Source organism: Roseovarius azorensis (assembly GCF_900109455.1).
In the GTDB taxonomy this organism is placed as follows: domain Bacteria; phylum Pseudomonadota; class Alphaproteobacteria; order Rhodobacterales; family Rhodobacteraceae; genus Roseovarius; species Roseovarius azorensis.
In genome coordinates, this window is the sequence record NZ_FOAG01000012.1 from 48,581 (window position 1) to 71,677 (window position 23,097).

Consider the following 23,097-nt stretch of genomic DNA (forward strand, 5'->3'; position numbering starts at 1 on the left):
TTCCCCCGCAATCGCCGGAATCCTTGCCTGCCGCGGCTGACCAAGCAGGTATGAGGGGGAAAACACCCGTCGCAAGCCGGGTGACTTGGCAGTCGCAATCGACCACAACAGAGGATTCCCCCATGTCAGAAGCAGAAGCGCGCAGCAGGCGGGTCCGGGGTGGCGGCGGGGCAGTGCGCCGCGCCGAACGCACCGCCGTCAGCATCGAGACCGCGCGCTATATCGAGCGCAACATCCCCAATTTCGAAGTGCTGACCGAAGAGGCGCTGGAAATCATCGAGACCAATGCCGAAACGATCCTCGAAGAGGTCGGGGTGAATTTCGTGCAGAACCCGGCGGCGCTCGACCGCTGGCGCGCGGCAGGCGCCGATGTCGAGGGCGAGCGCGTGCGCATCCCGCGCGGCCTTGCGCGCAAGCTCTGCGCCACCGCACCCTCGCGGATCGTTCAGCACGCCCGCAACCCCGAACGGACCGTCGAAATCGGCGGCAAATCCCTTGTGCTGGCCCCGGTCTACGGCCCGCCCTTCGTGCGCGACATGGAAGGCGGACGGCGCTACGCGACGATGGAGGATTTCCGCAATTTCGTGCGGCTCGGCTACATGTCGAAATGGCTGCACCATTCCGGCGGCACGGTCTGCGAGCCGACCGACATTCCGGTGAACAAGCGCCATCTCGACATGCTGCACGCCCATATGACGCTCTCGGACAAGCCGTTCATGGGTTCCGTCACCGAACCCAGCCGCGCGCAGGACAGCGTGGATATGTGCAATATCCTGTTCGGCGCGGATTTCGTGCAGCAGAACACGGTGATGACCAGCCTCATCAACGTCAACTCGCCGATGACCTTCGACGATGTGATGATGGGCTCGCTCGAGGTATATGCCGCCAACAACCAGGCCTGTATCCTGTCGCCCTTCATCGTCGGCGGCGCGATGGCGCCGGTCAGCGTGGCCGGCACGCTGACGCAGGTGCTGGCCGAGGTGCTGGCGGGCATCGCCTACAGCCAGTTGGTGCGCCCCGGCGCGCCGATGATCTTTGGCGCCTTCGTCACCTCGATCGACATGAATTCCGGCGCGCCTACCTTCGGCACGCCAGAGGCCGCGCATATCACCTATGGCGCTGGTCAGCTGGCGCGGCGCATGGGATTGCCCTATCGCTCGTCGGGTTCGTTCAACGGCTCGAAACTGCCCGATGCGCAGGCCGCCTATGAAACCGCCAACAGCCTCAATGTCGGGCTTCTGGCGGGGGTCAATTTCATGCTGCATTCCTGTGGCTGGCTGGAGGGCGGGCTGGTGTCCTCGTTCGAGAAATTCGTGATGGATGCCGACCAGCTGGGCACGCTGCATCATCTGGCGCGTGGCGTCGAGATCGACACCAACGCCCAGGCCATGGATGCGATCCGCGAGGTGGGTCCGGGCGGGCATTACCTGGGCTGCGCGCATACCCAGGCGAATTTCAAGACCGCCTTCTGGCGATCGGATCTGTTTGACTACAAACCGTTCGAGACATGGTCCGAGGATGGTGCGCGCGACACGATGATGCTGGCCAATGCACGGGTCAGGAAACTGCTGAACGATTACCGGCAGCCCGCGCTCGACCCCGGCATCGCCGAGGCGCTGACCGCCTATGTGGCACGGCGCAAGTCAGAGATGCCCGACGCCTTCAGCTAAGAAACCGGCATCTCAAGGGCGGCGCGGATCAGCCGCGCCTCGCCCAGCATCGCGATCAGGATATCGACATGGCGCGCTGCGGAATATTCCGCAGCGCCTTCCTGTCTTGCACGTTCAAGTTGCATTTCAATCTCGATCAACCGAGCAAGGGCGGTGACGCAGCAGGGCAGCGGGCCATCACCCAGATGCCGCCGCAAATGCGCATCGCGGCGATAGTCCGACACGCCGATCCGCGCCGCGCGGATCAGAAGCGGCGGGCGACGCAGCGCGTTCATGGTGCTGAGGATATCTTGCATCGGGACCTCCTTGTTGTTGGCTGCCCCAGTCCTTGCACGGGCCGGGTCGGTGTTGCGCATTCGGCCGGCCCTGCGCACGCTGCGTCCTTAAATTATTTACGACTTGTCAATGAAGGTTGCATTTCTGGAAACAATTAACGAACCGGTAACATTTACACGTTTAAGTTGTGGATAACTCTGTGGATAAGACACCGGGCAGTGCCCGCTGTCGCAACGGCAAGAAGGCGAGGGAACGGGTGATGCACGAGGGACATGCGACACTGACGGATTTGCAACAGGTGCCATCCTGGGTGCCCGAGGCAGCGCTGCATTATCTCGCGCATACCGAGAATGGCATGCCGATCAGGGCGCTGGCGCGGCGGGCGGGGCGGCATGCCTCGACCGTGCTGCGCCAGATCCGCGCTTTCGAGACGCGGCGCGACGATCTGCTTGTCGACGAGGCGCTGCGTCGTCTGGGCCAGAGAGTTCACTGCACGATGACGACCGGTTCGGATGCCAAGGAGAACCCGATGACATCCCCCTCTGCCCCCCTGACCGATACCCGCCTGACCTCCGAGGCCCGTCGCATTCTGCGCCGGATGAGCGAAAGCGGCGCGCTGCTGGCCGTCTCGGTTGAAATGGACAAATCGGTAGTGGTGCGTGACACCGGCAACGGTCAGCCCATGCGCACCGCCGTCGTCGAGCGCGAAGTGGCTGAAGCACTGGCGCTCAAGGGCTGGATCGCCTGCGACCGGCCGGGCCGAATCGCGCGCTATCACATCACCGCGGCTGGGCGCGGCGCGCTGAGCGGGCTGCTGGCAGCGGCGGAGAATCAGGCCACGGGTCTGCGTGAGGCCCCGGCGCAGCATGCCGACCACGGCGAGGCCGGGGACAATTCCGCGCGCCCGTTGCGCTATGGCCCCGCCGAATCGCCGCTCGCGGCGCTGGCGCGGCGGCGCGATAAGGACGGCGCACGCTTCATCAGCGTCGAGCTGGTGCGCGCGGGTGAACGGCTGCGCGAGGATTTCGAACTGGCCCGGATGGGGCCGCGCGTGACCCAGAACTGGGATCATTTCCTCAGCCATGTTGACACGCAGGGCGGCGCTGCGCCCTCTGGTCGCTATGGCGCCGAGGCGGCTCGCGCGCGCGTGATCGGCGCCCTGCGTGAACTGGGGCCGGGTCTGGGTGATGTGGCGCTGCGCTGTTGCTGCTATCTCGAAGGTCTGGAACGCGCAGAGCAGAAAATGGGCTGGTCGGCGCGCTCGGGCAAGATCGTGCTGCGTATCGCCCTGCAACGGCTCAGGCGGCATTACGAGACGCTTGGCGATGCGGGCGGCATGATCGGATAGCGCCGCATGCCGGTCAGGTTATAATTTTTCCTTGCAGGCCAGGCGCTCCTGTATAACCTCCAGCTATGAACATCACCCTGCGGCAACTGACCTATTTCAAGGCGCTGGCCGAACAGCGCAATTTCGGCCGCGCCGCCGGGATGGTGAATATTTCGCAACCCGCGCTCTCGGTGCAGATCCGCGAGATGGAGACGACGCTGGGCGCGCCGCTGGTCGAGCGGCGCGCGCGCGATGTGGTGCTCACGCCGTTCGGACGCCTCATTCTCGATCATGCGGGGCGGGTGCTGGACGAGATGCAGGCGCTGACCGAAGCGGCGCGCTGGCAGGGCGGGCTGATCGGGCGACTGTCGCTCGGGATCATCCCGACGATTGCGCCCTATATTCTGCCCGGCGCACTTGAGGCGCTGCGTAGCGGCGACATCATGCTCGACGTGCAGGTGCGCGAGGCGCGCACCGATCAGTTGCTGACCGAGGTCCGTGGCGGCCAGCTTGACGCCGCCATCATGGCCCTGCCGGTGGGTGACGAGGGGCTTGAGGCGCGCGCGCTCTTCGAGGATCGTTTTCTGCTCGCGGGCACCGCCGCGCGGCTGGAGGCACTGGGGCAGGGGGCCGAGACGCTGCGCCCCACCCTGCTGGCGCACAGCCCGCTCCTGCTGCTGGAGGACGGTCATTGCCTGACCGACCAGGCGCTCGAGGTCTGCGGGCGCGGGCGCGGACATGCGCAGATCGACATGGGGGCCTCCTCGCTGGGCACGCTGTCGCGGCTGGTGGCGGCGGGCTTTGGCCTGACGCTGATGCCCGAAATAGCCGCCGCCACCGAGATCCGCGCGGCACCCGGCATGCAGCTGCGGCGCTTTGATCCGCCGGAACCGGCGCGCCGGATCGCCTTGATCCGCCGCCGCAGCGGCCGCAACGATGCCTGGTTCGACACCCTGGCCGGGGTGCTGCAACGGGTCGGGCAGGGGCTGTTGGATGCGGCCCGCACCGATCTCGACGCGGACCGCAAGACACCGGAAGATCCGGTGCCTGCGATGGGCACTGGTTAACGGATTGCAAACACCGGGATGCAGGTTTGCGTTACTGGCACTTCCCATCGGCATGACATATAGTAGACAAGTGTTACCAATCCATTCGCGGGGAAAATTCGTGCGCGATCTCAGACTGCCCGGCCAGCGCCACCCCGAAAAGGCGCATCGCCCCGACAATGCCCAGCCCCGAAAACCCGACTGGATTCGCGTCAAGGCGCCGACCAGCAAGGGCTATTTCGAGACCCACCGGATCATGCGCGAGCACCGGCTGGTGACCGTCTGCGAAGAGGCGGGATGTCCCAACGCGGGTGAATGCTGGTCGCAGGGCCACGCCACCATGATGATCATGGGCGAGATCTGCACGCGCGGCTGCACCTTCTGCAACGTCGCCACCGGCAAACCGCAGGCGCTCGATGTGTTCGAACCGGGGCGCGTCGCGGATGCGGTGCAGAAACTGGGGCTGAACCACGTTGTCGTCACCTCGGTGGACCGCGACGATCTCGAGGATGGCGGTGCCGAGCATTTCGCCCAGACCATCCGCGCGATCCGGCACCGCAGCCCGGCAACCACCATAGAGATCCTGACGCCCGATTTCCTGCATTGCGATAGCAGTGTTCTGGAAACCGTGGTGGCGGCGAAACCGGATGTGTTCAACCACAACCTGGAGACCGTGCCGGGTCTCTATCTGTCGGTGCGCCCCGGCGCGCGCTATTTCCATTCGCTGCGCCTGCTGCAACGGGTCAAGGAACTGGACCCCACGATGTTCACCAAATCCGGCATCATGGTGGGCTTGGGCGAAGACCGGCAGGGCGTGCATCAGGTGATGGATGACATGCGCGCGGCGGGGGTCGATTTCCTGACCATCGGGCAATATCTGCAACCGACGCCGAAACACCACGCGGTCGACCGTTTCGTGCATCCCGACGAATTCGCCGCCTATGAAAAGGCCGCCTATGGCAAGGGGTTCCTGATGGTCTCGGCCTCGCCGCTCACGCGGTCCAGCTATCACGCGGGCGACGATTTCGCGCGCCTTCAGGCCGCGCGCAACGCCAGATTTGCCTGAACACCCTGAGCCGCGACAACTGAACCGCGAAGAAAGCAGCGCGACAACGTGCAAACGCCGGCTGCGATCAACCGGCGTTCTTTCGTCAGACGGACCGTTGGCGGCAGCCTTGCCGAAATTGCGAGATCAACGCCCCCAGGTGCGCACCGGACCACAGTCCATATGCACGAAATTGCTGCCCGAATAGCGGCCCACACCGCCGCCGCCACAGGCCACCCCGGCGCTGTAGATCTGATTGACCGACCGACTGCCCAGCCGCAGATCCGCCGCCTCGCCGATCAGATGGCGCGAATTCTTTGCCACGCCGCGTGACCGGCTGCGCAGCATCGCATTGGTTTGCGGGCTGCGATAGCCGCTCAGCAGCATGTAGGGTTCGCTTGCGTCCAGCAGGTTGTGGCTGGCGGCGAGGATGTCGACGGTGCGAATGTCGATGGCCCTGATGTCATTGGTGCGCCAGTCACGCATGAAGAGCGAGATTTCCCTGAGCGCTTCCTTGATATAATCGCCCTCGATCCAGTAGATTGTATCGAGCCGCTCACCAGTTCGGGGCGACACCATGCGGATGCGGCGGATGTCGCCGGCACCCCTCAAAAAGCCCGCTGCGTTCGCGAATGTCGGTGCCGCGGTGATGGCCGTGGCCGCAAAGGCCTTTAAAATCCCACGCCGTGAGATTCCTGTCGAGCTGGATTCTGTCATCATTTCAAGCGCCTGTCCCGTCGCCTAACTGCGGCGGCTGTCTCGCCGCCTTTGATTGTCATCCCCAGATGCACGCGCTTTATGACATAACGAGAATCGTCCACCAAGCCAAAACTTGACATGAATCGTGAGCGGCAAGAGTTATCGGCAAAATCCCGCGCAAATTATCGGGCGGCTACCGATTTTTGTGGCGCTGCGGCGATTTTGCCGCAGTCACGCAGATGTTGGCAGAGTTGACCTGACTCCGGCAGTAAAAATTTGAGGGTCTGATGGTTTTCCGCCTATACTTATGAGGTAGGACATGTGTGAAACAGGGGTAAAATGATGAAACCGGCAATCTCCCGCCGCGAGTTTGGCCCGCTTCTGGCAGGCGCCGCTCTTTTCGTGACAGGCGTTCTCGGCGCAGCACCCGCTGCCGCGCAAAGCACCGCCTTTCGTCAGGCGGTCGCCGAGGCGGCGGCAAGCGACCGGGACATCGCCGAATTCTACCGCGCCAACGGCTATCGCGCGATCTGGACCGGCGAAGGTGCCGGCGACGCGGCCCGTCGTCAGGCCCTGATCCGCGCGCTGTCGCAGGCCGATGCGCACGGGCTGCCCGTCGCGCGCTATGATCTTGGCGGGCTGATGGCGCGGATGGGCGATGCGCGCTCGATGCGCGATCTGGGCCTGATCGAGGTGGAACTGAGCCGGACCTATCTGCAATATGCCCGCGACCTGCAATCGGGGATCCTGATCCCCTCGCAGATCGACGAGGGCATCAAGCGCGAGGTGTCCTATCGGGACCGCACGGCCTACCTCATTGACATGAAAGAAAAGAGCCCGCGCGACGTGCTGCGCGCGTTGCCACCGCAAAGCCAGGAATACGCCCGGCTGATGAAGGAAAAGCTGCACCTTGAACACCTGATCGCGCAGGGCGGCTGGGGGCCCGCGGTGCCCGCCGACGTGCTCAAGCCCGGGCAGGAAAGTGGCGCGGTGATCGCGCTGCGCGATCGGTTGATCGCCATGGGATATCTCGACCGCAGCGCCAGCCGCAGCTATGACGCGCGGCTGCAACAGGCGGTGCAGGCGTTTCAGGCCGATCACGGGCTGGAACCCGACGGCGTGGCCGGAGCCAGCACGCTGGCCGCGCTCAACATCCCGGCCAGCGAACGCCTGAAATCGGTGATTGTGGCGATGGAACGTGAACGCTGGCTGAACGGCGACCGCGGTGCGCGCCATATCCTGGTCAACCTCACCGATTTCAGCGCGCGCATCCTGGACAATGACATCGTCACCTTCCGCACGCGGGCGGTCGTCGGGATGAATGCCAGCGGTCGCCGCAGTCCGGAATTTTCCGACGCGATGGAATACATGGTCATCAATCCGACCTGGCACGTCCCGCGCTCGATCGCCGTTCAGGAATATCTGCCGCAGATGCAGGCCAATCCCAACGCGGTCTCGCATCTGCGCCTCTACGACAGCCGCGGCCGCGAGGTCAGCCGGGGCGCGGTCAATTTCGGGGCCTATAACGCGCGCACATTTCCCTTTGCGATCAAGCAGCCGCCGTCGAATTCCAATGCGCTCGGACTGGTCAAGTTCATGTTTCCGAACAAGTACAACATCTACCTGCACGACACCCCGCATAAATCGCTTTTCGACCGGGAAAAGCGCGATTTCAGCCACGGCTGCATCCGTCTGCAACAGCCGTTTGAATTCGCCTACGAACTGCTGTCCAGACAGGAAAGCGACCCGATGGGCTATTTCCATTCGGTGCTTGGCACGGGGCGCGAAACCTATGTGAACCTCAAGGCGCATGTGCCGGTGCATATCATCTATCGCACCGCCTTTACCCTGGCGCAGGGCCGCACGCAGTATCGCGGCGACGTCTACGGGCGTGACGCAAGGATCTGGGAGGCGCTCGACAAGGCGGGGGTTTCGCTGACCGCGGTTCAGGGCTAAATACACCCCCAGATATTCGGGGGAAACCATGGCCTACACGATAGAGCAGATCGCAGCATCGCTTGGGGCAAGAGCTTTTGGCGAGACCACGCTGGAAATTTCCGGCGTCGCAGAGCCTGCCGATGCCGGGCCGCAGGATCTGGCGCTGGCGATGAAACCCGAATACGCCGCCGGCCTGGCACAGGGCGCGGCCCGCGCCGCCGTGGTCTGGGATGGCGCCGACTGGCAGGCGCTCGGCTTGGAGGCCGCGATCGTCGCCCCGCGCCCGCGCTACGTGATGTCGGGCCTGACCGCGCTGCTCGATCCCGGTCAGGGGTGGGACGCAGGCATCCACCCCTCCGCCGTCATTCACGCCACCGCAGATCTGGCCCCAGACGTCAGCGTGGGGCCTCTGGCGGTGATCGGCCGGGGCGCGCGGATCGGGGCCGGCTCGACCATCGGACCGCAATGTTTCGTCGGCGCCGATGCGCGGATCGGCGCGGGCGCATTCCTGCGCGAGGGTGTGCGCATCGGCGCGCGCGTGCAGATCGGCGACCGCTTCATCGCCCAGCCCGGATCGGTCGTGGGCGGCGACGGATTTTCCTATGTCACGCCCGAAACCTCGAACGTGGAACAGGCCCGCGCCACGCTGGGCGACATGGGCGACACATCGGCGCAAAGCTGGACGCGCATTCACAGCCTGGGCAGCGTCAGCATCGGCGACGATGTCGAACTGGGCGCCAACTGCACCGTCGACCGCGGCACGATCCGCGACACCCGCATCGGCCACGGCACCAAGATCGACAACCTGGTGATGATCGGTCACAATGTGATCATCGGTAACGATTGTCTGCTCTGCGGCCTGGTCGGCATCGCGGGTTCCACCCGGATCGGCAACAACGTGGTACTGGCGGGCAAGACCGGGGTCAGCGACAACATCTTCATCGGCGACAACGTGATCACCGGCGGCGGCACGATCGTCCTGTCCAACATCCCCTCGGGGCGCATGATGCTGGGCTACCCGGCGATGAAGATGGAAACCACCGTCGAGGTGTTCAAGGGCTTTCGCCGTCTGAAAAGGTTGTTCGAAGATGTGAGTGAGCTTAAGAAAACCGTTACGCAATCGAACCATAAGACCTGACACCGCACTATATGGGCGACCAGAGGAAAGACCGCATCATGAGCAGCACTCAGGACCGCGTAATCGCAATCATCGCCGAACAGGCGGTATTGGAACCCTCCGATATCACCCTCGACAGTACGCTCGAGGATCTGGGCATCGACAGCCTCGGACTGGTCGAGAGCATCTTTGCCATCGAAGAGGCGTTCGACATCTCCGTGCCCTTCAACGCCAACACCCCCGAAGACAGCGATTTCGACATCTCCTCGGTGCGCGCGATCATCATGGGCATCGAAAAGCTGATCGCGGAGCAGGCGTGAAGCGCGTCGTCATTACCGGCGCGGGCACGATCAACGCGCTCGGCACCAATGTGCCCGAAACGCTCGAGGCCATGCGAGAGGGACGCTGCGGCATTTCCGAGCTGAACATCCGCGATGTCGAGCGCCTGTCGATCCGCATCGGTGGGCAGGTCAGAAATTACGATCCCGAATCGCAGTTCAACCGCCAGCAACTCGCGCTCTATGACCGTTTTACCCAGTTCACGCTGATCGCCGCGCGCGAGGCCATCGCGCAATCGGGGCTCAGCTTCGATGACGATCTGGCGGCGCGGGCGGGGGTGGTGCTGGGCAATTCCGGCGGCGGGATGACCACGCTCGATGAAAATTATCGCTCGGTCTACGAAGAGGGCAAGAACCGGGTGCACCCCTTCGTCGTGCCCAAGCTGATGAACAACGCCGCCGCCTCGCATCTGTCGATGGAATTCAACCTCAAGGGCCCCGCCTTTACCGTCTCGACCGCCTGCGCCTCGTCCAATCACGCCATGGCTCAGGCGTTCCAGATGGTGCATGGCGGAATCACCCCGGTGATGGTGACCGGCGGCTCTGAATCGATGCTTTGTTTCGGCGGGGTCAAGGCGTGGGAGGGGCTGCGCGTGATGTCGCGCGACGCCTGCCGCCCGTTCTCTGCCAACCGCAACGGCATGGTGCAGGGCGAGGGGGCAGCGATCTTTGTCTTCGAGGAACTGGAACATGCCCGCAAACGCGGGGCCGCGATCATGGCCGAGGTGGCGGGGTTTGCGATGACCTCGGACGCCTCCGACATCGTCATGCCGTCCAAACAGGGGGCCGCCCGCGCGATCACCGGCGCGCTGCGCGACGCCCGCATCAACCGCGACCAAGTCGGCTATATCAATGCCCACGGCACCGGCACCGCCGCCAATGACAAGACCGAATGCGCCGCAGTGGCCGATGTCTTTGGCCCGCATGCCGACAAGCTGATGATCTCGTCCACCAAGTCGATGCATGCGCATCTGATCGGCGGCACGGGTGCCGTCGAATTGCTGGCCTGCATCATGGCGCTGCGCGACGGCATCGTCGCACCCACCATCGGCTATGAGGAACCGGATCCCGAATGCGCGCTCGACGTGGTGCCCAACGTGGCGCGCGAGGCGCGGGTCGAGGTGGCGCTGTCCAACGCCTTCGCCTTTGGCGGGCTCAACGCCGTTCTGGCGCTGCGCCGGTTCGCCTGAGCTCACAAGAAAACGCCGCCCCGGATCAGGGACGGCGTTGCGATCCTGCGCGATATCCGAACGATATCAGTTCTGCAATTCCGAGGACGCCGCGAATGCCGCGGTAAAGCCCTTGAGCGAGGCGTCGATGCGCACTTTCTGATCGGGGGCTTGCGCCGGCACGATTTCGAGCGTCGCCTTCACGCCGCTCTTCATCGCATCCACATCCGCCTGCGACAGGCCGATCCGTGCAAAGCAACCGCCCATCGTGCAGAAGGAATAGGCATAGCTCTTGGCCTTGCCGCCATCAATCGACAGCTTGATCTCTTCGGTCAGCAGCGTGCCAAGCGGCACCGCGAGCGTCGCCCCCGCAACGATCTGACCGTCGGCGGGCAGGCGATAGAGGCTGAATTCGGCGACCGGATTGCCGGCCTCTTCGGTCAGCAACTGATACATCTGGCAGAGATCTTCCTCGCCGCCGGTGCGGAAACACTTGATCTGCCAGTCGCCATGCTCTTCGCGGATATATGAGGGCTCTTCCTGAACCTCGCGTCCGGTATCAAGGCCTGCACCCGGCGCGGGAGCTTCGCTCTGGGCCGGTTCCTGGGCCGGAGCGGCCTCTTCGGTCGGTGCGGTTTCGCTGCTGGTGTCTTGAGCGCTCAGCGTGGTGCCCATGGCCAACAGGGCGGCAAGGGACAGGCTGGAAAGAAATTTAGGCATCGGTACCCCATGATAGGCTTGACTGTTCAGGGCGATCTATCACGGCGCGAGAGAACTGTCAGGGGCAAAACCGCACAAGTTTCCGTCACCTCGGCGAGGTTGCGCCCATCAGGGCGCGCATCGCCCGCCCGGTCAAAAAGAAAGAGGCCAGGCGGCCTCTTTCGGTATTGTTCTCCCCGTCGGACCGGCCGACTTAGTCATTGACCCGGACGCTAGGCCACAAGTCGCTTTGCGTCAACAGCTTATGTCGCATTTTTGACAAAAAAGGCCGCACCTCGAGGGCGCGGCCAGTCCAACAGGGAGGAAGTCACCCGAGACCAGAGGACAATCCGCCTCGGGCATGAAATCAGACTGGCGGAAAAAGGTTAACTTTGTATGTTCTAGACGTGGCATTTTCTGGACAGGAGTATTGGCGTGCAGACATCAATTTTCGTGGGCGGCGGCGGGCCGGACTATGCCGAACCGCAGGAATTGCTGCTCGGCTACGCCAATCGCCACGGTCTCATCGCGGGGGCCACCGGCACCGGCAAGACGGTGACGCTGCAAATTCTGGCCGAGGGGTTTTCGGATGCGGGCGTGCCGGTGATCCTGTCGGACATCAAGGGCGACGTGTCGGGCATGGCGGTGCCGGGCAGCCCGCAGGACAAGCTGCACAAACCGTTCAGCGAACGCGCCGCAAGGATCGGCTTTGACGGCTTTCGCTATGACAGCTTTCCGGTGGTGTTCTGGGATCTCTTCGGCGAACAGGGCCATCCGGTGCGCACCACCCTGGCCGACATGGGCCCGCTTCTTCTGTCACGGCTCATGGGTCTGACCGACGCACAAGAGGGTGTGCTCAACATCGCCTTTCGGGTTTCGGATGAAGAGGGGTTGCCGCTTCTCGATCTCAAGGATCTGCAGGCGCTGCTGACATGGGTGGGGCAGAACGCGGGCGATCTGTCGCTGCGCTACGGCAATGTCGGCGCCTCCTCGGTGGGTGCCATCCAACGCGCGCTGCTGGTGCTGGAAAATCAGGGCGGTGCGCATTTCTTTGGCGAACCGGCGCTGGCGCTCGAGGATCTGATGCAGGTCACTCCCGAGGGGCGCGGCCATATCAACATCCTCGCCGCCGACCGGCTGGTGAATTCGCCGCGCCTTTACGCCACCTTCCTGCTGTGGCTGCTGAGCGAGCTCTTCGAAACCCTGCCCGAGGTGGGCAATCCCGAAAAACCACGTCTGGTGTTCTTCTTCGACGAGGCGCATCTGCTGTTTGACGATGCGCCCAAGGCGCTGATCGACAAGGTCGAACAGGTCGCACGGCTCATCCGGTCCAAGGGGGTAGGGGTCTATTTCATCACCCAGAACCCCGACGATGTGCCCGAGACCGTTCTGGGTCAACTTGGCAACCGCATCCAGCACGCGCTGCGCGCCTTTACCGCGCGCGATCAAAAGGCGCTGAAACGCGCCGCCGAGACCTATCGCCCCAATCCGCGCTTCGACACCGTCGAGGCGATCCGCGATGTCGGCACCGGCGAGGCGGTGACCTCGCTTATGCAGGCCAAGGGCGTGCCGGGTGTGGTAGAGCGCACGCTGATCCGCCCGCCGGCGACGCGGCTGGCCCCCTGCGACACCGCCACCCGCCGCCATGTGATCGAGACATCACCGCTGGCCGGCAAGTACGAGGCGCTGTTTGACCGCAAATCCGCGCATGAGATTCTCGCGGCCCGCGCCGCCGCGACCGCAAAAGAGGCCGAAGAGGCAGAGGCTCGTGAGGCCGCCATCGAACAGGAGCGCGAGTTCAAAACCGCGCGTCGCTATTCCGGCGGGACGGCTTCCGGCAACAGCCCCGCCCGATCCCGCCGCAGCAGCCAGCCCGACAGCCTGGGTGGCGCGCTAACCACGGCGGTGCTCAAGGAATTGCAGGGCACCACCGGCCGCCGCCTGGTTCGCGGCATTCTTGGCAGTCTTTTCAAGGGGCGCTGAGAACCGGAACCCCGCAAGCCGGGCTTCAGCCCGGCAGCCCCGCCAGATCCCCGGCCAACGCTGCATACATCTCTTCGGCATGCCGCAGGCGGCCTTTTTTCATGCCCTTGCGCTCGACCCGGATCAGAGCCTCGACCCCGATGAAGAACGGCAGCCAGAGCCGCCGCTCGGTCTCGGTCAGCGCAAAGACCCCGACGAAAGTCTCGATGCCCTGACCGTCCACCCCCAGCCAGCGCTGCCCCGAGGGGATCATGCCGCGCCGCCCCATATGCACCAGGAACCGCGCGATATCCTTGCAGATCGGCAACCGCGCCGAACCGCCGGTGTCGATTCCGGTCAGCCGGTCCCGACCCAGAATCAGGTTGTTGGGATGAAAGTCGCCATGACAGATCGCCACCCGCCATTCCGCCTCCTTCAGCGATCCCGCGAGCGTGTGCAGATGACGCAGAATCTCACCCTCCACGGCGCGCAACCGGGCAAAGGGCTGCTGCGCGGCCGAGCGCTCGGCTCGCGCCAGCCACCCTGCCGCATTGCCCGCACGCCAGCTTTCCGTGCCCTCGGTATAAAGCCGCAGCCATTCGGCGGCGGGCCGCAGATGCTGTGCCCGCCGGTTCGGATCGCTGCGCCAGAAATGCTCCAGCAGGGGCTGACCCGCGACCCGTTCCACCACCATCACACCCGCCACGGGCAGAAAGAGCATCGGCTCGGCAACGCGGTACCGCCCGGTCTGCATGACGGGCCATATCCGCACCAGTTCCTGCCACTCACGGGCTTGCCGTTCTGCGTCGTGGCGCTCTGCCAGCCGGAACACGACCCCGCGGCCCTGCCATTGCCCCGAGAGGATGGCCCGTTTGCCCGGCACGATCCGCAACACCTCGTCGATCACCGCCGATTCCAGAACGGGATGTGCGGCGCGCGCCTTGTCCAGCCTTGCCTGCACCTCGCAGAGCACCTCCGGATCGGGCAGGGGGGCGGGTGGGTTCGTCTCGGGCATGGTGTCAACTTCCCCCAGCCCCATTGCCACGTCAACCGAATTGCACCGCCGCGCCACGGCGGCTATGCTGCTGCCTGAAATCGCAGCAAAACTCAGCAACAGGACACCCGCAATGCCCGATACCCCCCCCTCCGAGATGTCCTTTGAACAGGCGATGAAAGAGCTGGAACAGGTCGTCGGGCGGCTGGAACGCGGCGATGTGGCGCTCGAGGAATCGATCGCGCTCTATGCACGCGGCGCGGAACTCAAGAAACGCTGCGAGACCAAACTGAAAGAGGCCGAGGAAAAGGTTGCGGCCATCACCCTCGACGGCGACGGCCAGCCCACCGGCACCAGACCCGTCGAGGATCTCTGACCCCTATGCAGGACCGGCTCGCCGCCGACGCAGGCGCCATCCAGACCCATCTCGATCAGGTACTGCGCGATTTCGGCGAGGACCCGGTGGCTGAGGCCATGCGCTATGCCACGCGCGGTGGCAAATGCATCCGCGGCTTTCTGGTGCTGGAGGGCGCGCGCCTGCATGACGTGGATGGGGCCGCCGCACTCTGGCCCGCCACCGCCATCGAGGCGCTGCATGCCTATTCCCTCGTCCATGACGACCTGCCCGCCATGGACAACGACGCGCTGCGCCGGGGCCAGCCCACGGTGCATGTCAAATGGGACGAGGCGACCGCGATTCTCGTCGGCGACGCGCTGCAATCGCTGGCCTTCGAGTTGATCAGCCATCCCGATTGCGGCCCTCCCGCAACCCGCGCCGACCTGACGCTCAGCCTTGCGCGGGCGGCGGGAGGGCAGGGGATGGTGCTGGGGCAGGCGCTCGATATCGCCGCCGAGAGCACGGCCACTCCGCTCAGCCTTGACCAGATCACCACGCTGCAACAGGCCAAGACCGGCGCGCTCATTCTCTGGGCGGCGACGGCGGGCGCGCGGATGGCGGGCGCGGATCTTGCCCCGCTTTCGGCCTATGCCCGCGCGCTTGGCCTCGCCTTCCAGATCCAGGACGACGTGATCGACGTGACCGGCGATGCGGCGGCGGCGGGCAAGGCGGTGGGCAAGGATGCAGCGGCGGGCAAGGCGACCTTTGTTTCGCTCCTTGGCCTCGACGGCGCGCGCGCGCGCGCCGCAACCCTTGTTGACGATGCCTGCAACGCCCTATCTTGTTACGGGGCGCGGGCCGATACCTTGCGCGGGCTCGCCCGCTTCGTTATCTCGCGCCAGAACTGACTCAATGACCCCACGGAGGGGCACCATGTCCGACCACCCGAAAACACCGCTGCTCGATCAGGTCGCCAGCCCCGCCGATCTCAAGCGGTTCTCGGATGCGCAGTTGATCCAACTGACGCACGAGTTGCGCAACGAGACGATTTCGGCGGTCTCGGAAACCGGCGGGCACCTGGGCGCGGGACTGGGTGTGGTCGAACTCACCGTCGCGCTGCACCACGTCTTCGACGCACCGCGTGACAAGATCATCTGGGATGTTTCGCACCAGTGCTACCCGCACAAGATCCTGACCGGGCGGCGCGACCGGATCCGCACGCTGCGGCAAAAGGACGGGCTCAGCGGTTTCACCAAACGCGCGGAATCGCCCTATGACCCGTTCGGCGCGGCGCATAGCTCGACCTCGATCAGCGCGGCGCTCGGCTTTGCCGTGGCCCGCGATCTGGGCGGTAACTGCCCGACCGGCCACGGCGATGCGATTGCGGTCATCGGCGACGGGGCGATGTCGGCGGGCATGGCGTTCGAGGCGATGAACAACGCGGGCCACCTGAAAAAGCGCCTGATCGTCATCCTCAACGATAATGAAATGTCCATCGCACCGCCCGTCGGCGCGCTGTCGTCCTATCTGTCGCGGCTTTACGCGGGCGCGCCGTTTCAGGATTTCAAGGCCGCCGCCAAGGGCGCGATCTCGCTTCTGCCACCGCCCTTGCAGGAGGGCGCGCGCCGCGCCCGGGACATGCTCAAGGGCCTCACCGTCGGCGGCACGCTGTTCGAGGAACTGGGGTTCAGCTATGTCGGCCCCATCGACGGCCATGACATGAACCAGCTTCTGCCGGTGCTGCGTACCGTCAAGGCCCGCGCCACGGGGCCGATCCTGATCCATGTGCTGACCAAAAAGGGCAAGGGTTACGGCCCGGCAGAGCGCGCCCGCGATGGCGGCCATGCCACCGCCAAATTCGACGTGCTGACCGGCGAGCAGAAAAAATCCCCCTCGAACGCCCCCAGCTATACATCCGTCTTCGCCCGGGCGCTGCTGGACGAGGCTGCGCGCGACGCGCGTATCTGCGCCGTCACCGCCGCCATGCCCGACGGCACCGGCCTCAACCTCTTTGCCGAACGCTATCCGTCGCGACTGTTCGACGTGGGTATCGCCGAACAGCACGCGGTGACCTTTGCCGCCGGAATGGCGGCGGGCGGACTGAAACCCTTTTGCGCGCTCTATTCCACATTCCTGCAACGCGGCTACGATCAGGTGGTGCATGACGTGGCGATCCAGCGCCTCCCGGTGCGTTTCGCCATCGACCGCGCCGGTCTGGTCGGCGCGGACGGGGCCACCCATGCGGGGGCCTTCGACACCGCCTTTCTCGCCAATCTGCCGGGATTTGTGGTCATGGCCGCCGCCGACGAGGCAGAACTGGTCCACATGGTTGCCACCGCAGCGGCGCATGATACCGGCCCCATCGCCTTTCGCTACCCGCGCGGCGAGGGGGCAGGCGTCACCATGCCCGAACGCGGCCAGCCCCTCGAGATCGGCAAGGGGCGTATCGTCCAGCAGGGCAGCCGCGTTGCGATCCTGTCCTACGGGACACGGCTCGCAGAGGTGCTCAAGGCTGCTGAATCGCTGCGCGCGCGCGGCATCACACCCACCATCGCCGACGCCCGCTTTGCCAAGCCGCTGGACGAGGCGCTGATCCTCGATCTGGTCGCGAGTCACGAGGCGCTGATCACCATCGAGGAGGGGGCAATAGGCGGCTTTGCCAGCCATGTCAGTCACTTGCTGGCCGAATCCCAGGTGTTCGATCAGGGCTTCAGGTTTCGCTCGATGGTCCTGCCAGACACGTTCATCGACCAGGCCAGCCCCGAGGACATGTATGCCGTGGCTCGTCTCAATTCCGCTGATATCGAGGCGCGGGTGCTCGATGTGCTGGGAATCGCGCAGATCACTGGCAAACGCGCCTGAATTGCCTATCTGGGAGGGGCAGCAAAGGAGAAAGCAAAGCCATGCCCCGCCTCGCCCGTCTCGTTCTTGTCCTGATCCTCATCCTTGTTCTGGCCCTTGGCCTTGTCTTCACCCCGGCCCATGCGATCGAGTCGAGCGCAGGCAAACTTACCGTCACCAGGGTCATCGACCGGCTCGACGAACCCTGGGCGCTCGGCTTTCTGCCGGAGGATGGGGTACTTGTCACCGAACGCGGCGGACGTCTGCTGCTCTTTCGGGACGGTGCACGCCAGACCATCGGCGGCCTGCCGCGCGTCGCCGCGCGCGGACAGGGCGGGCTGCTCGATATCCTCGTGCCGCGCGATTTCACCCAATCCCGCCAGATCTATTTCACCTATGCCAAGCGCCAGCCGAACGGCGAGGGTACGGCTGTCGCCCATGCCGTTCTCGCCCCCGGCGCGACCAGCCTCACCAACTGGACCGAGATATTCGAGCTGACCCCCGGCTCATCCGGCGGCCAGCATTTCGGCTCGCGGCTGGTCGAAGGACCGGACGGGATGCTCTACGCCACCATCGGTGAACGCGGCGACCAACCCTCGGCGCAGGATCTGTCGCGCGAGAACGGGTCTGTAATCCGCATCGCCCGCGACGGCAGCATCCCCGCCGACAACCCCTTTGCCCAGACTCCCGGCGCGCGCCCCGCGATCTGGTCCTATGGCCACCGCAACCCGCAGGGCGCCACGCTTGATCTGTCGGGAAATCTCTGGGTTGTCGAACACGGTGCCAGAGGCGGCGACGAAATCAACAGCATACGCAAGGGGGCCAACTACGGCTGGCCGGTGATTTCCTACGGTCGCCATTACTCGGGCGCAAAGATCGGACAAGGCACCCACAAGGACGGCATGGAACAGCCCGATTTCTACTGGGATCCCTCCATCGCACCCTCGGGCATGATGATCTATTCCGGCGCGCTCTGGCCCGAGTGGCGCGGGCATATCTTTGTCGGAAGCCTGAAATTCGACATGATCTCGCGCCTCAGCGGTACGCCGCTGACAGAGGCCGAACGCCTGCAATCCCCCGAGACGCAGCGCGTCCGCGACATCCGCGAGGCCCCCGATGGCAGCATCTGGTTCCTCAGCGTCGGGCAGGGCGCGGCCTACCGGATCACGCCGGGCTGATCTTTCATCGTTCTGAAAGTACTCGGAAAACCAACCGTGCCTCAGACCGACAGACGCGAGGTATGCGCGCCACGCTCGCGGTAGGGCGTGGTGTCATAATGCGCGCGGTAGCATTTGGAAAAATGCGAGGGCGAGGCAAAACCGCAGGCCAGCGCCACGTTGATCACCGTCATGTCGGTCTGCATCAGCAGGTTGCGCGCCTTTTGCAGGCGCAGTTCCATGTAATAGCGCTTCGGGCTGCGGCTGAGATAGCGGCGAAACAGCCGCTCCAGTTGCCGGGTGGACATACCCACATCGCGCGCCAGAACCGAAGGGCTGATCGGTTCCTCGATGTTGCTCTCCATCATCTGGATGACCTGGCTCAGCTTGGGGTGGCGCACGCCGATGCGCGTGGGCACGGACAGGCGCTGCGTGTCCTGATCGGTGCGGATCGACGAATAGATCTGCTGATCGGCCACCGCATTGGCCAGCTTTTCACCGTGATCGTCGGCGATGATGTTCAGCATCAGGTCGATCGAGGATGTGCCGCCCGCCGTGGTCATCCGGTTGCCGTCGATGACGAAAACCGATTTGGTCAGTTGCACGTCCTCGAATTCTTCGAGAAACGCATCGTGGTTTTCCCAATGGATCGTCGCGCGCTTGCCGTCCAGCAGACCGGCGCGCGCCAGCACATAGGCGGCGGTGCACAGCCCGCCCATCCGCATCCCCTTGCGCGCCTCGCGGCGCAGCCAGTTGAGCATCCGCTTGGTCGCCGCCGCCTGCACATCGACCCCACCGCAGACCATCACGACATCTTCGCGGCTCAACTCGCTCAGCGGAAAATCGAGATTGAACCGCACCCCGGCAGAGCAGGTGATCACATCCTCCGAATCCCCGGTCAGCGCCCAGCTGTATAGCTCGCGCTCCGCCATCCGGTTGGCGATGCGCAGGCATTCCACCGCCGAGGCAAAGCTCAGCAGCGTGAAATTCTCCAGCAGCACAAAGACAAAGCGCCTGGGCACCCTGGGTGCGCTGACTTCTATTTTCGCGGTCTCAGACTTCATGGCACTCCGAATCCCTGACCACAGGGGCCTCATGTCGCGTCTGTCACGAAACCGTTGCGATTGACAAGACATGCGGGTTAATTTGCAGGGATTTCCTGCAATACCCATATGGTCTCTTGATGGTTGCTTTAGTATAGACGGTCCTCAGAATTCGACAAAGCGGAGAAAGACCATGACGGAATGGCACAAATCGGACTGGCGGGCAAAGCCGCGGGTGCAAATGCCCGACTATCCCGATGCCACCGCCCTGAGGGGTGTCGAGACCCGTCTGATGCAATACCCGCCGCTGGTCTTTGCCGGTGAGGCGCGGCGGCTGAAATCGCAACTGGGCGCCGCCTCGCGCGGCGAGGCGTTCCTGCTTCAGGGTGGCGACTGCGCCGAAGCGTTCGATCAGTTCTCCGCCGACGCGATCCGCGACACGTTCAAGGTCATGCTGCAGATGGCGATGGTGCTGACCTATGGCGCCAAGGTGCCGGTGGTCAAGGTCGGCCGCATGGCCGGGCAATTCGCCAAGCCGCGTTCGGCCCCGACCGAGGTGGTGGAGGGCGTGGAACTGCCCAGCTACCGCGGCGACATCATCAACGATCTGGCCTTCACGCCTGCGGCGCGCATCCCGAACCCAGAAAAGATGCTGCAGGCCTATACCCAGGCGGCGGCGACACTGAACCTCCTGCGCGCCTTTTCCACCGGCGGCTATGCGGATGTCCATCAGGTCCACGCCTGGACGCTGGGATTTACCGAGAGCGAGAAGGCCGCGAAATACCGCGACATGGCCAACCATATCAGCGATGCGCTCGACTTCATGAAGGCGGCGGGCATTGACAGCGACAACTCCCACACGCTGCGCACGGTGGATTTCTACACCTCGCACGAGGGGTTGCTACTGGAATACGAAGAGGCGCTTTGCCGCCTCGATTCGACATCCGGCAAATGGCTGGCGGGGTCCGGGCACATGCTCTGGATCGGCGACCGCACACGTCAGCCGGACGGCGCGCATGTGGAATTCCTGCGCGGCGTGCTCAATCCCATCGGCCTCAAATGCGGCCCGACGATGACCGGCGACGATCTCAAGCGCCTGCTCGCCACCCTCAACCCGAAAAACGAGGCCGGGCGGCTCACCCTCATTGCGCGTTTCGGCGCGGGCAAGGTCGCGGACAACCTGCCGCGCCTCATCCGCACCGTGCAGGCCGAGGGGGCCAACGTGCTCTGGGTCTGCGATCCGATGCACGGCAACACGATCAAATCCGCCAGCGGCTACAAGACCCGGCCCTTTGATCTGGTGCTGCGCGAGGTGCGCGAATTCTTCGCCATCCACAAGGCCGAGGGCACCATCCCCGGCGGCGTGCATTTCGAGATGACCGGCCAGGACGTGACCGAATGCATCGGCGGCATGCGCTCGCTGTCTGAGGAAAACCTGTCCGACCGTTACCACACCGCCTGCGACCCGCGCCTCAACGCCAGCCAGTCGCTCGAACTCGCCTTTCTCGTGGCCGAGGAACTGTCGGCGCTACGCATGAACCGCCAGCAGGCCGAGGCGGTCTGATCCGCGCGTGGGCTACCTGACCACCCGCAGATGCGCGCGGCTGCGCACAGCCGCGCCATCCGCCAGAACGGCGATGCCACCACCAAGCGCGCGCAGCCCCGTCGCCTGATGCCGGCCCAGCGGCTCTGCCCGCGCGGCGACAATCCCGAACCGGCGCGACGGACGACCGATCCCGCCTCGCGTAACCAGACATCCCAGCGCCCGCGATACGTCCCCCAGGTCACTGCGCAGCGGCAACAGGATCAGCGTGCCGGTCATCTCGGGCCGTCCCAGCCCGCCCGGACTGCGCAGATCAAGCCTGAGCGCCGCCGGCGCGTCGAACAGCTCCACCAGTCGCAGTGCGAAATCGTCCCGCCCATCGGGTGCCACGAGGCAGCTCAGCGGCATGCCGCGCACCTCCATGCCCATCAGGTCGCCCAGATGCGTTCCCGCGACCCGCAGCCGCGTCGCTCCCGGCGCGATACGCTCGACCACAAAGGCATTGTGCAGCAACGGCTCGATTCGGCGCGGGTCTATGTCGGAACGGCGGGGCAGATCATGCCCCTTGCGCAGGCTTTCCCAATAGGCGCGAAAGGCGCGCAGATGGGCGACCTGCCGGTCGTCATGCCCTGTCGCGGGCGCGCCCCGGCGCGATTGCGTGATATCGTCCTGCATATTCTCACCCCTTCACGACTGCTGATGCGTTAACCTTTACTGCGGCCACCAAGGGTCCGCGCGAGATCGCGAAACCACGCAAAACCACTGTGCGGCAGGGGTAATCTGCCACAGGGCTGATCGCATTTGTCTAAAAATCGAGACGATTGGTTAACCACTGATCGCGCCGCCGCGTCCAGCCCGCGCTTGCCAGCCTCCCTGGCAGTGGCTAGGACAGGGCATGACCCGCCAGAGGAGCAGACCCGCATGATCCAGTCGATGACCGCCTTCGCCACCGCCAGAGGCGGCCATGCGGACCAGGCCTGGGTCTGGGAAATGCGCGGCGTCAATGGCAAGGGATTCGATTTGCGGCTGCGGCTGCCGGACTGGATCGAGGGGCTGGAATCGGGCCTTCGCGCACGGCTTGATCGTGCCCTGACGCGCGGCAACGTCAGCCTGACGCTCAAACTCCAGAGCGATGCGCCGGGAGGCGCGATCACCCTCGATCGCGCCTCCCTCGACACCGTGCTGCACGCCATGACCGAGGTCGAAAGCCGCGCAATGGCGGCGGGTGTGTCGCTGGCCCCCGCCAATGCCGCCGACATTCTGGCGCTGCGCGGCGTGCTGGACACCGGGGCAGGGGATGCCGACACCGGCGATCTCGCCCGCGCCCTGCTGGCCGATTTCGAGACCGTACTGGCCGGTTTCATCGCCATGCGCCAGAGCGAGGGCGCCACCCTCGCGGCAGTGCTGAGCGGCCAGATCGACGAAATCGCCCGCCTGACCGACGAGGCGGCCGCACTGATCGCCACCCGGTCCGAAGACATCGCCCGTACCCACCGCGCCGCACTTGGTCGCGTGATCGAGGCGGCGGATGGCGTCGATCCCGACCGCATCGCGCAGGAACTGGCGCTGCTGGCGGTGAAACTCGACGTGACCGAGGAAATTGACCGCCTGCGCGCCCATATCGGCGCCGCGCGCGATCTGATCGCCAACGGCTCGCCGGTGGGGCGCAAGCTCGATTTCCTCACCCAGGAATTCAACCGCGAGGCCAACACGCTGTGCTCCAAGGCCCAGCACGCGGGACTCACGATGATCGGCCTCGCGCTGAAAACGGTGATCGACCAGATGCGCGAACAGGTGCAGAATGTGGAATAGCGCCGTCGTGCCGGATCTGCGGCACATCGGCGGGACCAGCATTTTCATAAGATGAAAAACGACATACAGCTTACGGAAAATGAA

21 protein-coding genes are annotated in these 23,097 nt (G+C 64.7%); 15 read left to right on the plus strand and 6 right to left on the minus strand.

The genetic code is table 11. From position 1 onward, the window contains the following. Positions 1-122: 122 nt before the first annotated feature. Positions 123-1,670 carry a trimethylamine methyltransferase family protein gene (locus BSG08_RS15635; protein WP_093038783.1) on the plus strand — a complete coding sequence of 516 codons (1,548 nt, stop codon included), beginning with the start codon at positions 123-125 and terminating at the stop codon, positions 1,668-1,670. Here the strand turns inward: BSG08_RS15635 and BSG08_RS15640 are convergent. Then, positions 1,667-1,966, minus strand: a complete 300-nt coding sequence (locus BSG08_RS15640; RefSeq protein ID WP_093038843.1) for a DUF6477 family protein — start codon at positions 1,964-1,966, stop codon at positions 1,667-1,669. The genes BSG08_RS15635 and BSG08_RS15640 overlap by 4 nt on opposite strands. Positions 1,967-2,205: 239 nt before the next feature. Here BSG08_RS15640 and BSG08_RS15645 point away from each other — a divergent pair, with 239 nt between their 5' ends. The 3 genes from BSG08_RS15645 to lipA all read left to right on the plus strand — a co-directional run bounded on the left by BSG08_RS15645 (position 2,206) and on the right by lipA (position 5,385). Continuing rightward, on the plus strand, positions 2,206-3,294 hold the full coding sequence (locus BSG08_RS15645) for a DUF6456 domain-containing protein (RefSeq protein WP_093038784.1): 1,089 nt from the start codon (positions 2,206-2,208) through the stop codon (positions 3,292-3,294). Between the two features lie 65 nt (positions 3,295-3,359). Then, positions 3,360-4,340 (plus strand): LysR substrate-binding domain-containing protein, encoded by a 981-nt coding sequence (locus BSG08_RS15650; protein WP_093038785.1) that lies wholly within the window; start codon positions 3,360-3,362, stop codon positions 4,338-4,340. A 100-nt stretch (positions 4,341-4,440) separates the two neighbouring features. Then, complete coding sequence (gene lipA / locus BSG08_RS15655) at positions 4,441-5,385, plus strand: lipoyl synthase (RefSeq protein WP_093038786.1); 945 nt, start codon at positions 4,441-4,443, stop codon at positions 5,383-5,385. Between the two features lie 126 nt (positions 5,386-5,511). Here the strand turns inward: lipA and mepK are convergent, their stop codons facing one another. Then, positions 5,512-6,081 carry a peptidoglycan L,D-endopeptidase MepK gene (mepK, locus tag BSG08_RS15660; RefSeq protein WP_093038787.1) on the minus strand — a complete coding sequence of 190 codons (570 nt, stop codon included), beginning with the start codon at positions 6,079-6,081 and terminating at the stop codon, positions 5,512-5,514. 324 nt (positions 6,082-6,405) lie between these two features. Here mepK and BSG08_RS15665 point away from each other — a divergent pair, with 324 nt between their 5' ends. The 4 genes from BSG08_RS15665 to BSG08_RS15680 are packed head-to-tail and all read left to right on the plus strand — an operon-like array spanning position 6,406 to position 10,646. Continuing rightward, on the plus strand, positions 6,406-8,019 hold the full coding sequence (locus tag BSG08_RS15665) for a L,D-transpeptidase family protein (protein ID WP_093038844.1): 1,614 nt from the start codon (positions 6,406-6,408) through the stop codon (positions 8,017-8,019). Between the two features lie 28 nt (positions 8,020-8,047). Then, positions 8,048-9,139: a UDP-3-O-(3-hydroxymyristoyl)glucosamine N-acyltransferase gene (gene lpxD / locus BSG08_RS15670; RefSeq protein ID WP_093038788.1), complete on the plus strand. Its 1,092-nt coding sequence runs from the start codon at positions 8,048-8,050 to the stop codon at positions 9,137-9,139. 38 nt (positions 9,140-9,177) lie between these two features. Then, positions 9,178-9,438, plus strand: a complete 261-nt coding sequence (locus BSG08_RS15675) for an acyl carrier protein (protein ID WP_093038789.1) — start codon at positions 9,178-9,180, stop codon at positions 9,436-9,438. Further along, the gene (locus tag BSG08_RS15680; RefSeq protein WP_093038790.1) at positions 9,435-10,646 is read left to right on the plus strand and encodes a beta-ketoacyl-[acyl-carrier-protein] synthase family protein; all 1,212 of its coding nucleotides are present in this window, start codon (positions 9,435-9,437) and stop codon (positions 10,644-10,646) included. Before BSG08_RS15675 ends, BSG08_RS15680 begins: the two co-directional genes overlap by 4 nt. A 66-nt stretch (positions 10,647-10,712) precedes the next feature. Here the strand turns inward: BSG08_RS15680 and BSG08_RS15685 are convergent, their stop codons facing one another. After that, entirely contained in the window at positions 10,713-11,345 is a 633-nt protein-coding gene (locus BSG08_RS15685; protein ID WP_245770726.1) for an invasion associated locus B family protein, read from the minus strand. Between the two features lie 414 nt (positions 11,346-11,759). Between BSG08_RS15685 and BSG08_RS15690 the strand changes: the two genes are divergently transcribed. Continuing rightward, positions 11,760-13,307, plus strand: a complete 1,548-nt coding sequence (locus BSG08_RS15690; RefSeq protein ID WP_093038791.1) for a helicase HerA-like domain-containing protein — start codon at positions 11,760-11,762, stop codon at positions 13,305-13,307. Between the two features lie 25 nt (positions 13,308-13,332). On the opposite strand, the gene BSG08_RS15695 is transcribed toward BSG08_RS15690, so the two are convergent. Next, positions 13,333-14,301, minus strand: coding sequence for a phosphotransferase (locus BSG08_RS15695; protein ID WP_093038846.1), 969 nt, complete (start codon positions 14,299-14,301; stop codon positions 13,333-13,335). A gap of 112 nt (positions 14,302-14,413) precedes the next feature. Here BSG08_RS15695 and BSG08_RS15700 point away from each other — a divergent pair, with 112 nt between their 5' ends. From BSG08_RS15700 to BSG08_RS15715, 4 genes are read left to right on the plus strand one after another with little or no spacing between them, the layout of a single operon-like run. After that, positions 14,414-14,656 (plus strand): exodeoxyribonuclease VII small subunit, encoded by a 243-nt coding sequence (locus BSG08_RS15700; protein WP_093038792.1) that lies wholly within the window; start codon positions 14,414-14,416, stop codon positions 14,654-14,656. 5 nt (positions 14,657-14,661) lie between these two features. Next, the gene (locus BSG08_RS15705) at positions 14,662-15,525 is read left to right on the plus strand and encodes a polyprenyl synthetase family protein (RefSeq protein ID WP_093038793.1); all 864 of its coding nucleotides are present in this window, start codon (positions 14,662-14,664) and stop codon (positions 15,523-15,525) included. A 25-nt stretch (positions 15,526-15,550) separates the two neighbouring features. Beyond that, entirely contained in the window at positions 15,551-17,479 is a 1,929-nt protein-coding gene (gene dxs, locus BSG08_RS15710) for a 1-deoxy-D-xylulose-5-phosphate synthase (protein ID WP_093038794.1), read from the plus strand. A 41-nt stretch (positions 17,480-17,520) separates the two neighbouring features. Next, complete coding sequence (locus BSG08_RS15715; protein WP_093038795.1) at positions 17,521-18,636, plus strand: PQQ-dependent sugar dehydrogenase; 1,116 nt, start codon at positions 17,521-17,523, stop codon at positions 18,634-18,636. A 41-nt stretch (positions 18,637-18,677) separates the two neighbouring features. On the opposite strand, the gene BSG08_RS15720 is transcribed toward BSG08_RS15715, so the two are convergent. Continuing rightward, a complete protein-coding gene (locus BSG08_RS15720) occupies positions 18,678-19,679 on the minus strand; it encodes a GlxA family transcriptional regulator (RefSeq protein WP_093038796.1) in 1,002 nt (333 codons plus the stop codon). Between the two features lie 172 nt (positions 19,680-19,851). On the opposite strand from BSG08_RS15720, the gene BSG08_RS15725 reads away from it, so the two are divergent. Further along, positions 19,852-21,222: a class II 3-deoxy-7-phosphoheptulonate synthase gene (locus BSG08_RS15725; protein WP_093038797.1), complete on the plus strand. Its 1,371-nt coding sequence runs from the start codon at positions 19,852-19,854 to the stop codon at positions 21,220-21,222. Between the two features lie 12 nt (positions 21,223-21,234). Here the strand turns inward: BSG08_RS15725 and BSG08_RS15730 are convergent, their stop codons facing one another. Then, positions 21,235-21,876: a PAS domain-containing protein gene (locus BSG08_RS15730; protein ID WP_093038798.1), complete on the minus strand. Its 642-nt coding sequence runs from the start codon at positions 21,874-21,876 to the stop codon at positions 21,235-21,237. Between the two features lie 246 nt (positions 21,877-22,122). Between BSG08_RS15730 and BSG08_RS15735 the strand changes: the two genes are divergently transcribed. Next, on the plus strand, positions 22,123-23,013 hold the full coding sequence (locus BSG08_RS15735) for a YicC/YloC family endoribonuclease (protein WP_093038799.1): 891 nt from the start codon (positions 22,123-22,125) through the stop codon (positions 23,011-23,013). The last annotated feature ends 84 nt before the right edge of the window (positions 23,014-23,097 follow it).

Coding starts and splice junctions, on each gene's coding strand:
- BSG08_RS15665 (WP_093038844.1), top strand. CDS start 6,406: ATGAAACCGGCAATCTCCCGCCGCGAGTTTGGCCCGCTTCTGGCAGGC.
- lpxD (WP_093038788.1), top strand. CDS start 8,048: ATGGCCTACACGATAGAGCAGATCGCAGCATCGCTTGGGGCAAGAGCT.
- BSG08_RS15640 (WP_093038843.1), bottom strand. CDS start 1,966: ATGCAAGATATCCTCAGCACCATGAACGCGCTGCGTCGCCCGCCGCTT.
- BSG08_RS15720 (WP_093038796.1), bottom strand. CDS start 19,679: ATGAAGTCTGAGACCGCGAAAATAGAAGTCAGCGCACCCAGGGTGCCC.
- BSG08_RS15675 (WP_093038789.1), top strand. CDS start 9,178: ATGAGCAGCACTCAGGACCGCGTAATCGCAATCATCGCCGAACAGGCG.
- BSG08_RS15685 (WP_245770726.1), bottom strand. CDS start 11,345: ATGCCTAAATTTCTTTCCAGCCTGTCCCTTGCCGCCCTGTTGGCCATG.
- BSG08_RS15735 (WP_093038799.1), top strand. CDS start 22,123: ATGATCCAGTCGATGACCGCCTTCGCCACCGCCAGAGGCGGCCATGCG.
- BSG08_RS15725 (WP_093038797.1), top strand. CDS start 19,852: ATGACGGAATGGCACAAATCGGACTGGCGGGCAAAGCCGCGGGTGCAA.
- BSG08_RS15705 (WP_093038793.1), top strand. CDS start 14,662: ATGCAGGACCGGCTCGCCGCCGACGCAGGCGCCATCCAGACCCATCTC.
- BSG08_RS15650 (WP_093038785.1), top strand. CDS start 3,360: ATGAACATCACCCTGCGGCAACTGACCTATTTCAAGGCGCTGGCCGAA.
- BSG08_RS15730 (WP_093038798.1), bottom strand. CDS start 21,876: ATGCAGGACGATATCACGCAATCGCGCCGGGGCGCGCCCGCGACAGGG.
- BSG08_RS15695 (WP_093038846.1), bottom strand. CDS start 14,301: ATGCCCGAGACGAACCCACCCGCCCCCCTGCCCGATCCGGAGGTGCTC.
- BSG08_RS15645 (WP_093038784.1), top strand. CDS start 2,206: ATGCACGAGGGACATGCGACACTGACGGATTTGCAACAGGTGCCATCC.
- mepK (WP_093038787.1), bottom strand. CDS start 6,081: ATGACAGAATCCAGCTCGACAGGAATCTCACGGCGTGGGATTTTAAAG.
- dxs (WP_093038794.1), top strand. CDS start 15,551: ATGTCCGACCACCCGAAAACACCGCTGCTCGATCAGGTCGCCAGCCCC.
- BSG08_RS15635 (WP_093038783.1), top strand. CDS start 123: ATGTCAGAAGCAGAAGCGCGCAGCAGGCGGGTCCGGGGTGGCGGCGGG.
- BSG08_RS15700 (WP_093038792.1), top strand. CDS start 14,414: ATGCCCGATACCCCCCCCTCCGAGATGTCCTTTGAACAGGCGATGAAA.
- BSG08_RS15715 (WP_093038795.1), top strand. CDS start 17,521: ATGCCCCGCCTCGCCCGTCTCGTTCTTGTCCTGATCCTCATCCTTGTT.